Origin of the sequence: Sphingobacterium athyrii (assembly GCF_003071065.1) — a bacterium.
Classification (GTDB): domain Bacteria; phylum Bacteroidota; class Bacteroidia; order Sphingobacteriales; family Sphingobacteriaceae; genus Sphingobacterium; species Sphingobacterium athyrii.
The window spans coordinates 1-13,148 of sequence record NZ_QCXX01000008.1; the positions used below are offsets into that span (position 1 = coordinate 1).

Sequence of the window (13,148 nt, forward strand, 5' to 3'; positions counted from 1 at the left end):
GAAGTTTTTTTTCTTTTTCTTTTTCCAATTTCTGCGCCTAACTCCCGTTAAACCCTTCTTTTTTCAGGATTCCTTCTTTCGAAGCAACCGTTCCTCCCTTGCGGAGTGGTGCAAAGATAGGGAGTTTATTAACAAACTTCCAAGCCTTTTGTTCTTATTTATTTCATTTTACCCCTAACTCGCTGTAACGGTGGCTGATTGTTTTTCCGCAGGAGGCCTTTCCGCACCCCGAAAATTTCCATTCAATCGCCTATGGGAAACATTAATCATAACTCAAGGACAAGTTATGCTTTTAGTTAGGGTTTAGTTAGGGTTTGTTTAGGTTTAATTTAGGTTTTCATTAGGTAAAAACTAAACTAAATCTAATGGATTGCTAACTTAAATCTAACTTATTGCTAAATTAAAATCGAACTTGTCCATAAATAAGGGTAAAAATGGGGCGATCATAAACAGTATTTGTGATTTTAGGGCTTGTGATCTACCAGGATAAGCAATTAGATAAAGTATGATCAGCCATTATATCGACAGAGTCCAAGAATCAAAAGGAATATAACGGCGGCCAATCCTTGTTATACCCATCTATATTACTTGGGCATCTGAACGAAAATTCTTTTAAGAAAACAAATAGCTTTCCCACCCGGGAGATAAATGGGATTCAATCAGAGGAAAACACTAAATATATGGAGAATGAATTTATTAAAAACAGAATAAACGTGGCGCAGCCATCGTCTTTTTCTCAAAAACGATGGCTGCGCCACGTGAATTAAATACTATATCAGAGCCAACAACACGAAATCTTAAACAAAACATCATGTTGTTATCATCAATTTGAACAATATGATGTCCCCCTATTTGATTTGCATTCAGATTTAAGAAAATGCATTAAGCCCTGTGATATCCTGGCCAGTAATCAATAAATGAATATCGTGAGTTCCTTCATACGTAATAACAGACTCAAGATTCATCATATGTCTCATTATTGGAAAATCTCCAACAATGCCCATTCCTCCCAAGATCTGTCGGGATTCACGCGCAATCTGTAAAGCCATATGCACATTATTCCTTTTGGCCATCGAAATCTGTTGTGGAGTTGCCTTACCTTCGTTTTTCAAGACACCCAAGCGCCACGACAATAATTGCGCTTTTGTAATTTCTGTCAGAAATTCGGCTAATTTCTTCTGTTGTAATTGGAATCCACCAATTGGTCGGTCAAATTGCTCCCGTTCTAAAGCATATTGAACAGCAGTTTCATAACAGTCGATCGCTGCGCCTATCACGCCCCAAGATATTCCATACCGTGCTGAATTCAAACAAGACAGCGGCCCACGCATTGAGCTTACCTCAGGTAATACATTTTCCGCGGGAATAAAAACATCATGAAAAACCAACTCACCCGTTTTAGAGGCCCTTAACGACCACTTATGTAATGTTTCCGGCGTTTCGAAACCATCCATTCCACGCTCAACAATTACCCCCCGTACTTTTCCAGCCTCATCGCGTGCCCAGACCACGGCAAGATCGCATATCGGCGAATTTGTGATCCACATCTTTGCTCCATTTAATAGAAAACCACCGTTCTTAGCGGTCAGTCGTGTTTCCATACCTCCCGGATCAGATCCATGATTCGGCTCGGTCAAACCAAAGGATCCTATAAGCTCACCCGAAGCAAGTCGCGGCAGATATTTCCGTCGTTGCTCCTCACTACCATAGGTATATATCGGATACATCACCAAAGAAGATTGCACCGAGGCAGCCGAACGGACAGCAGAATCACCAGCCTCCAATTCCTGCATGATCAAACCATAAGAAATCTGATCCAATCCGGCACCACCATACTCTACAGGAATATAGGGCCCTAAAGCCCCTATTGCACCAAGTTTAGGCATTAACCCCGGTATTGCCTGATGTGCCTGTGCCGCATCTTCTATGACAGGTTTTATTTCTGACCGGACAAAATCACGCACGGCACCACGAACAAGCTTTTGCTCCTCGGATAACAGGTCATCTACTTGAAAATAATCAACATTTATTTGTTTCATCATCGTATAGTCTACATTAGCTTATCTAAGATAATAAAATATTTTCAAACTGAACAATATTCATTCAAAACTTGTTTAACAGAATTTTATTCCTTACATTTAACATAATACACGAATAAAATAAACCATTATGATAAAAAAGGAACTTAAAATACTTGGCATAACCTCCCTGAATTTAGGCTCGTCAACAGGCGAGAACTGGTTTTCTGGAGGCGAAGCATTCGAATCCTTATCTCCAGTCGACGGAAAACTCATTGCGAAAGTATCAGGGAGCAGCCAAAAAGATTATGAAACCATTATCGATACAGCCGAAAACACATTCAAAGAATGGCGACTTATCCCCGCTCCAAAGAGAGGAGACATTATCCGTCAATTAGGCGATAAATTACGAGAATTGAAACCGACACTCGGAAAATTAGTCTCCTATGAAATGGGTAAATCTTACCAGGAAGGCATGGGGGAAGTACAAGAAATGATCGACATTTGTGATTTTGCCCTTGGTTTATCCAGACAGCTCTACGGAAATACTATCCATTCCGAACGTCCGGGCCATCGCATGTATGACCAATATCATCCACTGGGCGTCGTCGGAATTATTACTGCATTTAATTTCCCCGTTGCCGTATGGGCATGGAATACGGCCATCGCTTTGGTTTGCGGAAACACAGTGGTATGGAAGCCCAGTGAGAAAACACCACTATGTGCGATCGCCTGTCAGAAAATATTAGCTGATATCCTTCACAATAACGGATTACCAGAAGGTATCTCCAATCTGGTCATGGGTGATAAAGAAGTCGGTGAATGGCTTGCTGCTGACAGCCGCATTGCCTTAATTTCAGCAACTGGATCAACAAGAATGGGAAAAGAGGTCGCTGTTACTGTTGCGCAGCGTTTAGGCAAAACGCTGCTGGAACTCGGCGGTAACAACGCAATTATTGTTACTCCCAATGCCGATCTCAACATGACGATCATCGGTGCCGTATTTGGTGCCGTAGGTACCGCGGGACAACGTTGCACCAGCACACGAAGACTTATTATCCATGAAAGTATATATGACAAAGTAAAGAAACAACTGACCAAAGCTTATGGACAACTAAAAATTGGTGACCCTTTGGACACCAAAAATCATGTAGGACCATTGATCGACAAAGCCGCCGTAAAATCATATTTAAACGCACTGGACAAAATTAAAACACAAGGAGGAAAGCTTCTCATTAAGGGAAAAGTACTGGAGGGAAAAGGTTATGAAAGCGGCTGCTATGTGCAGCCCGTTATTGCGGAAGTTGAAAATCACTATGAAATCGTACAGCATGAAACCTTCGCCCCAATTTTATACTTAATAAAATATCAGGGTAACATAAGCGATGCGATTGCCCTCCAAAATGGCGTTACTCAAGGGCTATCCTCGGCCGTCATGACAAACAACCTGAGAGAAGCTGAACTATTTCTCAGTGCTGCCGGATCGGATTGCGGCATCGCAAACGTCAATATCGGTACCTCAGGCGCAGAAATCGGTGGAGCATTTGGCGGAGAAAAAGATACTGGAGGAGGTAGAGAATCCGGCTCTGATGCATGGAAAGCATATATGCGTCGCCAGACGAATACCATTAATTATACGACAGACTTACCATTAGCACAGGGTATAAAATTCGATTTATAAACCATTCAGATTCGAAAATATGAGCAACGTACATGAAAGACTAAGTAAACATATATTGGCGGACGGATTTCCACTGGTCATGGATATGGAAAAATCGCACGGCTCTTATGTTGTCGATGAAAATGGAGATGAATATTTGGATATGTTTAGCATGTTTGCCTCCATGGCTGTTGGCTACAACCATCCTCATTTAATTAAACATCGCGATTTTCTCGGCAAAATGGCAGTCAACAAGCCAGCAATGTCAGATATCTACCCAAAAGAATTTGCAGATTTTGTGGATACCTTCGACCGTGTGGCCATACCCAAAGAACTCGCTTACACATTCTTCATCTCGGGTGGAACATTGGCTGTGGAAAACGCCTTAAAAGCAGCATTTGACTGGAAAACAAGACTTAATTTCGCACAAGGGATACAAAAAGAAGCCAGCCAGGTCATCCATTTTAAACAGGCTTTTCATGGTCGATCAGGCTATACGCTTTCCCTAACAAACACACAGGATCCCAGGAAGTATATGTATTTTCCAAAGTTTAACTGGCCTCGGATAATTAATCCCAAGCTTACCTACCCTTTAACACCGGAGCGCATAAGCCAAACAGTAAACCTGGAAGAAAAAGCAATCGCCGAGATCAATCAAGCTATTGAGAACAATCCCAATGATATTGCATGCATTATCATTGAACCCATACAAGGTGAGGGGGGTGACAATCACTTCCGGAAAGAATTCTTTCAACAACTGCGTCAGATCTGCGATGAAAATGAAGTGCTGCTCATCTTTGACGAAGTACAGACAGGCTTGGGTATTACTGGAAAAATGTGGGCTTATCAACATTACGACGTTATACCTGATGTCCTGGCTTTTGGCAAAAAGGCTCAAGTCTGCGGGATATTGGCGAATAAGGAAAAATTTGATCAGGTCGAGCATCATGTATTCAAAGAATCCAGCCGGATCAACTCAACCTTCGGTGGAGATTTTGTAGACATGCTCCGTTTTAAATTAATTTTGGAAGTCATTGAACAGGAGAATCTATTGGCAAATGCCGCCGAAAAGGGAATATATCTTAAAAATAAGCTGCAGGAACTGATAAACGATAAACCGCAGCTCAGTAACTTAAGGGGGGAAGGCTTATTTGTTGCGCTGGATTTTGATACTGCAGATTCCCGTAACGAATTTATCAAACGGGCTTATGCCAATAAATTGATTATGTTGGGCTGTGGCGAGAAAAGTATCCGCTTCAGACCGCACCTTAATGTCAGTAAGCAAGATATCGACAAAACAATAGCGATCATTGAAAACAGCCTATAAGACAAAATGCAGTATTGCCGAGGATTATCCCCCTAACAATACTGCATTTTTGAACGGAATGTCTCAGATCACTAGTTCCTACACACATTTGGACGATCTATGTCGACCAGTTCTGAGATCCCATATTCGTCAAAACGATCCAATAAAGCGTCTGTTCCTTCTTCCAGTTTGAAATCCATTTCTTCCTTGTAGACCGGAATCATCGCATAGAAATTGATGATATTACCATCCTTCGTTTGAAGTTCCAAAAATTCCTCATCAAAACTCAACATAGGAGGCAATAAAAGCATACAACCAAAACCGGTATTTGCTATTTCCTCAGCTTCCATCCCGTTAGGGATCGTGTGCCCATAGCCTAACCAGGTTTTATACTCATGCGGAAAACGTGCGAGTCTCTTCAAAAAATAGACCGGCCAATAATTGTTATCATCCTGAAACTCCTCCTCACCTATCTTCCAGTCCGCAGGAAGGACAACCATCAATTCGGCACGTTCATAAGCTTGCTTATCGTCTATTTCATCCGGAACACTCATCGGCAGGTCACTCATACCGGATGTTACCAAGATATTGTACGGATAATTCGCGCTAGGTTTGATCCAATGCACATCAATATGCACCAACTCAGATATAATTTCGTGAAAAACCCAATCTGGCTCAGCGATGTATTTCGCCAGATGCTCTTCAATCTCTTCCAAATAAACACATTGTACCTCGGGGAATAGGTCTTTTGGATCTTTTTCCTCAGGTTGATTTTCATAACGATACACAGTCGAACCCCCGGCGGTAATTTCAACATCTTTCTTTCCAGTGGAGGATTCATCCTCTTCCCCACTCATAATTTTTTTGACTTTATCCCAAAATGACATACTATGCGAATAAATGGTTAAATTTTCAGATTACAGCTTGTATTTATTTATTCAATAACAGCAACTACAGGTTGCCTAAATCTTGTTTTGACCGGCTTTCCTTTGACTAAGGCTGGCATCCATTGCGGTGATTTGCGCATTGTTGACAGTACTGCTTTAGCAAATTCAGGACTTATCTTTTCTGGATTCTCAATTTCGATATTACAAATCGCGCCATCCTCACAAACGATAAAATTAAGAATCGCTGTTTGCTTGGAGCCATATTTTACATAGGCAATGCTATCCATAGCAACTGCTGTACGCGTTAGATCGAGGTTATTTTGTAAGAACTTTGACCATGCCGTTATCCCGCCCTTAAAATAAGGAAAATCATCCACATTTTGAACTAGACTATCTGTAGGAATGTTACGAACAACGCCAGTCTGTGCCTTTGAGACCAAACAAACGATAAAAAATAGGACTGATAAAACAGTCATTTTAAAATTTGGTGAATACATACCTGATCTTATCCATAATCATACCATTTTAACGCGTATTTGGAACAACTTATTACCCTACTTTCTTCAGATTTAATTTAGCGGCATATCAACATCCCCGATAAAAGCACCTTGATCATCCAGCAAAAAGCTAATTGGTTGTTCTGGATTTTTGATAATTTCAAATAAGGTCAGCCCCCAAGGCTTCCAGAAGTTTTCCAATACCTGCCCATACGTCTTGTTCTGCCAATGATCAAATATTGGTTTCATCGACATATCTGCTAAAGGCATTGGTTCAACATAAACTTTCTGCGGTGTATTTAAATAGGTATAATCGGGTAAACGATTGAATAAATAAGCTGAATAGAAATAGCGGGCACATAATTCTTCAAACTGTATCGGGTGAAGCTTTTTGCCAGCAATCACTTTCAGTATGTCTTCGTGATAGATATTGTTTGTCGCATTATCCTGAAGGCAAGCAATGACCGCAAAGTCTTTCATTCGAATCGAAAAAATCAGGGTATTTATTTCATCACGATACATGAAGGTATCCGGTGCATTTTCTACGGGTACAACAACGAGGGAAAATGGGAATGTATTTTCAAATTCCATTGGAACAACCAACGACTGCAACATGGCATGCAGGTTGGTAAAACGCTGCGCCAAAGCCTGTGAAAAATTCATGTCCTCACCTGAGGCTTTCTGTTGGCGGATTCCTGCAAGAATTTCGTTATAAACAACTCCATAAATGATCTTTGTCATCCATTGAAAAAGTAGCAAAGGATCCAATTGGCGGACCGCTTCATAGCCTTGCTCGAATGATTGCTCAACGGCACGTTCCATCTGCTCTATTGCTTCAGCAGCAAGGATAGAACATGGAAGTTTTAAGGACTTATAGGTCACTAAATTCTCATCCAACATTTTGAAGGGCTTATCTTCCAATTGAAAAGATTTCATCATCCAGACAGGAAAGACATGGATACTCTCCTCCTCAGACTGAAGTTGATTGCCCGTTAAAAAACAAATAGCCGGATCAAACTGAAATTGTTTGAATGGATTATACAAAGTTGTTGCCATAATGCCAGCAAAGTTAATACAAATCAAAAAGGACACAAGAAAAGGAAAACCTTATTACGATATGGTGACTTGCAGGTCCAAGACTTTAAATTAATTTATGGAAACTGACAATGAAAAGAATCTTATTATAAACACTAAATTATGGAAACAACAAAAGAGGAAAAATTCCAAACACTTCTTGTCTTGTCCATCAGGATATTGTTAGCACTCATTTTTCTAAGTTACGGAATGAGCAAAATCTCTGGTGGACAATTTGGAGGTTTAACCGAAGCCGAACTCAATACCCCCATAAAAGATTTGAGCTTATTCAAAATCGGCTGGTACCTTTTTGACCACCAACCATTCAAAGCTTTCATTGGAATTTCACAGGTCATGGCCGCCGCATTCCTGTTGTTCAACCGTACAGTTATTTTGGGGCTACTGATGCTCATACCTATTATTTTCAATATTTTAGTAATCGATCTGACCATTATGGGTTATGGTCTCAAAGTGGGTTTCTTTTTCAGGTTGACAGGCTATCTATTTTATATAGCATTACTACTTTTTTATTACAAGCAATTCACTTTCCCTGCTCTTCGATCGATAACGCAGACACATTCCACGCCCACTAATCTCAAAAATAAATGGACTTATCTGTGGATTCTATTAATTATTCCTTTACTAGAGATTATTCCCGCAGCGCCCAAGATGCTATTTCTGATAGCAACGCATCCGAAAGAAGTTTGGGTACAAATCATGCACTGGTTTACGTGACAACTGCGATTCCAGTGTTGGCTGATTTCAGCTTACCCCACGTTGACTTTAAAGTTTTCAAATACAAGGGGAGCATTTACGATGGCGCCCTCGCTATTTTTAACACCTTTAAACTCCGAAGTTTTCCCTTTTTCCAACAGATTCTTCATCTCCTTTTCCTCCAGAAAAATACCATTCAAGGTTCGCCAAATCTTAAAATCACAACCGCGGGCGTAGTGATCACATTGTGCCACCCGATCATAGAGCAGGATTAAGCCCTTCTCACATTTGGGGCACTTGATTTTCCCCTTCTGCTGTGGTTTGACTTCCTCTTGCGCCAATGAAATACGCAATGTCAATAACTCTTTGGTAATTTTCGCCGTATAATCCTTAATATGCTTCATAAAAACATCATAAGAAACCTTATTAGCCCGCATTTCTTCCAACTTCTGCTCCCATTTTCCAGTCAGTGTTACTTTAGCGATCGAGCGATCTTTGACAAGGTTATATACGGCTAGCCCTTTTTCTGTTGGAATCAATTTTTTCTTATCCCGTTTAATATAATCCCGTTGAAAAAGCGTCTCTATCGTTGCCGCACGGGTAGCTGGTGTTCCCAGTCCACAGTCTTTCATCGCCTGACGCATTTCATCATCCTCAATTTCTTTACCTGAAGTTTCCATTGCTTTTAAGAGGGAAGCCTCGGTATGAATCGGACGTGCCTTGGTAAAACGCTCAGCAAGTTCCAAAGTCAATATTTGCAGAAATTCCTCGGCCAGCAGTTTAGGCAGCTGGGCATTTTCGTTATCTTGGTCATCGCTGTTCTTATCCTCATCCGGAGCTTCTATCTGCTCGGCAGAAAGGCGCCAACCGTACTGTTTGATGACCGTTCCCTTTGCGATCAGCTCTACCCCCTGTGCATCTATCGTGACCGTAGTGATATCCTTTATACAGACTTCAGAGAAACTCTCGACCATACGCTTGGCAATCATGTTGTAAATATTTTGCTGTTCTTTCAACATGTGGCCCGGCTTTTCATCAGTAACCAACAACGCATGGTGATCAGTTACCTTTTTGTCATCAACAGAACGCTTATTTAACTTTGCCCCAATTAAATTCTTCGCGATGGAAGCAATAGATTCCTCCGCATGATCCGAAAGATGCTGGAAAAGTTCCTCGATATGTTCGAAAACATCCTCACCGATATAACGGGATCCCGTACGTGGATAGGTAATAACCTTTTTCTCGTAAAGTGTCTGCGCAATACCCAGGGTTTGGTCGGCCGAGTAGCCGTATTTTTTGTTTGCATCCTGTTGCAGGGAAGTCAAGTCAAACAATAAAGGAGGTTGTTCCTTTGTCTCTTTGGCTTCAACCTTAGCAACGCGGGCATTTGTTCCAACAGTCAATCGGGCGATGGTCTGTTCGGCAACATCTTTTTTGTCTATTTTGTTTGAAGTGGCTTTAAAGCTAATATTATCTTTTTCAAAGCCCGCCTGAATTTTATAAAATGCCTGCGGCTTAAAATCTTTATTTTCCAGGTAACGCGAGCAGATCATCGCCAAGGTTGGCGTCTGAACTCTTCCCAAAGAAAGAAGCCCTTTGTTGCCTGCTGCCAAGGTGATCGCCTGTGTAGCATTGATCCCGATCAGCCAATCTGATTCCGATCTTGAGCGGGCAGACATGTATAAACTATCGTATTCAGTGCCTTCTTTTAAATTAGCAAAACCTTCTTTGATTGCTTTATCCGTCTGACTCGAAATCCACAACCGTTTAAACGGCACCTTTGAACCCAAGAAGTAATAGATATTACGAAAGATGAGCTCACCTTCCCGTCCGGCATCCGTCGCTACAATAATTTCTTCGGCCTGTTCTAATAGTGATTTTATCGTATTGAGCTGTTTGACCGCACCTGTGTCATCCATCTGCTTTCCATCCCGCTTAACTTTTTTCGATTCCAGTTTAAAATTTGCAGGTATAATAGGAAGATTGGAAATGGTCCAGCTATTATAACCGTAAGCTTGAGGCGTGCATAGTTGAACCAAATGACCAAAAGCATAGGTAAAGGCATAGCCGTTTCCGGCGATATAGCCATCTTTGACTTCCTTCGCTCCCATCACACGGGCCAGATCACGTGCCACGGAGGGCTTTTCAGCTATTACAACTTTCATTTTAACGTTTTGAGATTTGAGTATTGAGATTTGAAACGCAACATGTACATGCTCTTAGCTTATCGAGTACTTTCATTTTTACTTTGACAAGATAACTTACAAAAGTAAGCCTGATCTTAATAAATCGATAACCAGGATCACAAGTTAACAAACTAAATTGTTCGCAAACCTATTCGATACTCGGAATTGTTATTCCTTTAATCTTACGATAGAGTTCAATGGCATATACATCAGTCATACCAGAAACAAAATCCAGTACACAACGGATTTTGGAATAGGAGTCCTGTTTGTCTGTATAAAACTGCTCCGGAATCAAAGCGACTAATTTCTTGTCGTAATTATTTTTGTTCTTTTTAAGGTATGCTGGTACAAACTCTTTCAACAGGGCATCCATAACACGATAGCCTGCAATCTCAATCTGGACTACAGTTGGCGCATTATAGATCTTCGCTATAGAAATTTTTGAGATCTTGTTCATTTGCTTTACAATACTGTCATCCAGTGCATCCATTAATGCGGATGAAAAAGTTCCAGATAAAAACTGTTCTTGCTCACGAACAAATACATCGACACAACCTTTGATCAGGGTATTAATTGCCTTAGCCCGTAAGAGCGCTACACGACTCGGTGTATCAAGCAAACCGTCCAATCGGTCACGAAGATTTTCGGAGCCACATAACGGCAATAAAAGTTCCTCGACCTCTTGGTAGGATAATATTTTTAAATGATGCGCATCTTCCAGATCAATGATATTATAACAGATATCGTCGGCAGCTTCTACAAGATACACCAAGGGATGTCTCAAATAACCCTTGGGATTGGAAGGATCTCTTAGTAACCCTAACTCGTCCGCAATTTTTTCAAAAGCTTTTTGCTCCTCTGTAAAAAAACCATATTTTTTGCGATGGTGGCTTTTTTTGACATGCCCATCTATCGCTAAACAAGGATATTTCACAATAGATGCCAATGAGGTATAGGTCAAAGCAAATCCTTTTGGATCTTTTCCCTGAAAAGCGTGGGTCAGAATCCGTAGCGCATTGGCATTACCTTCAAAATGGGTCAGATCTGCCCATTCTTCGGCTGTTACCTGTTCCTGATATTTCCGTCCATCTCCATCTGTGAAGTAGGTGGATATCGCAGACTCCCCGGAATGTCCAAATGCAGGGTTCCCCAAATCATGAGAGAGACAAGCCGCTGAGATAATATTTCCGACTTCCTGAAGAAATGGGTATTCGGTATCTATATTGGAATTTTCCTCCTTTAACTGTGCATAAAACATACGGCCAAGTGAACGGCCTACGCTGGCAACCTCCAAGCTATGCGTTAGCCTATTGTGCACGAAAACAGCTCCCGGAAGCGGAAAAACCTGTGTTTTATTCTGTAATCTTCGAAATGGGGAAGAAAAGATCAACCGGTCATAATCCCGTTGAAATTCCGACCTAGCCACAAGGTAGCTGTCAGCTGTTCTATCTTCATAGCCCCAGCGTTTTGCAGAAAGCAAATCTTTCCAGTTCATTTTTTCAGACATAGCGCAAATATATAAAAAATAAAAATTTAGGCACCTATTAGATCAACCCGAAAAAACCGCCTAACCGGAGTCTCCCCTCTCAATTCTCATATCTCACGACTTATATGTATCTTTAACCTAAATACCAATGGGAATCAATCATGACAAAATATCAAACACTTATTCCAAAACATTTTGAAACCAATATTGAGGGGAAAAACACCCATTTACTTTTATTAAAAAATGAGGGCGGTATGCAGGTGCTTTTAACGGATTACGGCGCCCGTATTGTCAGTATCCTAGTCCCCGACAACAAGGGCAACCTAGTTGATGTTGCTCTCGGCTTTGATTCCATTCAGGGTTACCTGGAATCCGATGAAAAATACCATGGCTGTACCGCTGGCCGATTTGCAAACCGCATCGCAAACGGCAAATTTGAAATAGACGGGAAACAGTATACACTTCCGCAGAACAATGGCACAAATTGTCTGCATGGTGGAATATCGGGCTTCCATGATAAAGTTTGGGACCGTAGAGTAACCTATCAGTCTCATGTAGAATTTTACTACGTTTCTAAAGATGGCGAGGAGGGTTTCCCGGGAAACTTAAAAATAATGGTTTCCTACACGCTAACGAGAAATAACGAAATCATTATCAAATACCACGCAGAGTCCGATGCTGACACGCATATTAATTTAACAAATCATACCTATTTCAATCTTGATGGCGAGGGAAGCGGAGATGTATTGCAACAAGTACTTCAAATAAATTCAGACGAAGTGCTGTTTGTGGATGAGAATCAAGTACCCAATGCGATCGTACCGGTAGAAGGGACGGCTTTTGACTTCAGAACCCCTAAAAAAATTGTTCAGGACATCACGGAAAATGATGAGCAGCTCATTGCAGCCAAAGGCTATGACCATTGTTATGTCAATAATAAACCAATCTCCCAGCCCTGCGCAACAGCTTACTCAAAAAACACAGGCATTCAGCTGGATGTATTCACTACTGAGCCCGGAGTACAACTGTATACTGGAAATTGGATGACGGGAAATGATATCGGCAAAAGAGGGTATAAATATCTACCTTATGCCGGATTCTGTCTGGAGACACAACATTTTCCTGATAGCCCCAATCAAGCAGAATTTCCCTCCACGCTATTAAGGGCCGGTGAATCGTTTGATTCAGAGACACACTTTAAGTTTTCAATTAAGAAATAACAAAAAAGAGCTGTGATAACATACATATATCACAGCTCTTTTTCATCAAGCATGTCTCAATCAGCACCTATTGTTGCCAAGTGTTACGGACTGAATAGGA

At 41.1% G+C, this 13,148-nt stretch carries 10 protein-coding genes; 4 read left to right on the forward strand and 6 right to left on the reverse strand.

Features of this window, described 5'->3' with window-relative positions; genetic code table 11:
• Positions 1-869 precede the first annotated feature (869 nt).
• Positions 870-2,042 carry an acyl-CoA dehydrogenase family protein gene (locus DCO56_RS23265; protein ID WP_376786672.1) on the reverse strand — a complete coding sequence of 391 codons (1,173 nt, stop codon included), beginning with the start codon at positions 2,040-2,042 and terminating at the stop codon, positions 870-872.
• A gap of 127 nt (positions 2,043-2,169) precedes the next feature.
• Between DCO56_RS23265 and amaB the strand changes: the two genes are divergently transcribed.
• On the forward strand, positions 2,170-3,699 hold the full coding sequence (amaB, locus tag DCO56_RS23270) for an L-piperidine-6-carboxylate dehydrogenase (RefSeq protein WP_108636119.1): 1,530 nt from the start codon (positions 2,170-2,172) through the stop codon (positions 3,697-3,699).
• A gap of 19 nt (positions 3,700-3,718) precedes the next feature.
• Positions 3,719-5,005, forward strand: a complete 1,287-nt coding sequence (gene lat, locus DCO56_RS23275; RefSeq protein WP_108636120.1) for an L-lysine 6-transaminase — start codon at positions 3,719-3,721, stop codon at positions 5,003-5,005.
• Between the two features lie 71 nt (positions 5,006-5,076).
• On the opposite strand, the gene DCO56_RS23280 is transcribed toward lat, so the two are convergent.
• The 3 genes from DCO56_RS23280 to DCO56_RS23290 form a co-directional block, all read right to left on the reverse strand.
• Positions 5,077-5,841, reverse strand: coding sequence for a suppressor of fused domain protein (locus tag DCO56_RS23280; protein ID WP_206531860.1), 765 nt, complete (start codon positions 5,839-5,841; stop codon positions 5,077-5,079).
• 77 nt (positions 5,842-5,918) lie between these two features.
• On the reverse strand, positions 5,919-6,368 hold the full coding sequence (locus DCO56_RS23285; RefSeq protein ID WP_108636122.1) for an energy transducer TonB: 450 nt from the start codon (positions 6,366-6,368) through the stop codon (positions 5,919-5,921).
• A 72-nt stretch (positions 6,369-6,440) separates the two neighbouring features.
• Positions 6,441-7,424 carry a hypothetical protein gene (locus DCO56_RS23290; RefSeq protein ID WP_108636123.1) on the reverse strand — a complete coding sequence of 328 codons (984 nt, stop codon included), beginning with the start codon at positions 7,422-7,424 and terminating at the stop codon, positions 6,441-6,443.
• A 141-nt stretch (positions 7,425-7,565) separates the two neighbouring features.
• Here DCO56_RS23290 and DCO56_RS23295 point away from each other — a divergent pair, with 141 nt between their 5' ends.
• A complete protein-coding gene (locus tag DCO56_RS23295) occupies positions 7,566-8,177 on the forward strand; it encodes a DoxX family protein (protein WP_108636124.1) in 612 nt (203 codons plus the stop codon).
• Positions 8,178-8,209: 32 nt separating this feature from the next.
• On the opposite strand, the gene DCO56_RS23300 is transcribed toward DCO56_RS23295, so the two are convergent.
• Both DCO56_RS23300 and DCO56_RS23305 read right to left on the reverse strand, forming a co-directional pair.
• Entirely contained in the window at positions 8,210-10,321 is a 2,112-nt protein-coding gene (locus tag DCO56_RS23300; RefSeq protein ID WP_108636125.1) for a type IA DNA topoisomerase, read from the reverse strand.
• A gap of 169 nt (positions 10,322-10,490) precedes the next feature.
• Positions 10,491-11,849: a deoxyguanosinetriphosphate triphosphohydrolase gene (locus DCO56_RS23305; RefSeq protein ID WP_108636126.1), complete on the reverse strand. Its 1,359-nt coding sequence runs from the start codon at positions 11,847-11,849 to the stop codon at positions 10,491-10,493.
• 140 nt (positions 11,850-11,989) lie between these two features.
• On the opposite strand from DCO56_RS23305, the gene DCO56_RS23310 reads away from it, so the two are divergent.
• Complete coding sequence (locus DCO56_RS23310; protein WP_108636127.1) at positions 11,990-13,048, forward strand: aldose epimerase family protein; 1,059 nt, start codon at positions 11,990-11,992, stop codon at positions 13,046-13,048.
• Positions 13,049-13,148: the final 100 nt, after the last annotated feature.

Bases quoted from the DNA above. Each gene is read 5' to 3' on its own strand.
- DCO56_RS23265 (WP_376786672.1), bottom strand. From the start codon at position 2,042: ATGATGAAACAAATAAATGTTGATTATTTTCAAGTAGATGACCTGTTA.
- amaB (WP_108636119.1), top strand. From the start codon at position 2,170: ATGATAAAAAAGGAACTTAAAATACTTGGCATAACCTCCCTGAATTTA.
- lat (WP_108636120.1), top strand. From the start codon at position 3,719: ATGAGCAACGTACATGAAAGACTAAGTAAACATATATTGGCGGACGGA.
- DCO56_RS23280 (WP_206531860.1), bottom strand. From the start codon at position 5,841: ATGAGTGGGGAAGAGGATGAATCCTCCACTGGAAAGAAAGATGTTGAA.
- DCO56_RS23285 (WP_108636122.1), bottom strand. From the start codon at position 6,368: ATGTATTCACCAAATTTTAAAATGACTGTTTTATCAGTCCTATTTTTT.
- DCO56_RS23290 (WP_108636123.1), bottom strand. From the start codon at position 7,424: ATGGCAACAACTTTGTATAATCCATTCAAACAATTTCAGTTTGATCCG.
- DCO56_RS23295 (WP_108636124.1), top strand. From the start codon at position 7,566: ATGGAAACAACAAAAGAGGAAAAATTCCAAACACTTCTTGTCTTGTCC.
- DCO56_RS23300 (WP_108636125.1), bottom strand. From the start codon at position 10,321: ATGAAAGTTGTAATAGCTGAAAAGCCCTCCGTGGCACGTGATCTGGCC.
- DCO56_RS23305 (WP_108636126.1), bottom strand. From the start codon at position 11,849: ATGTCTGAAAAAATGAACTGGAAAGATTTGCTTTCTGCAAAACGCTGG.
- DCO56_RS23310 (WP_108636127.1), top strand. From the start codon at position 11,990: ATGACAAAATATCAAACACTTATTCCAAAACATTTTGAAACCAATATT.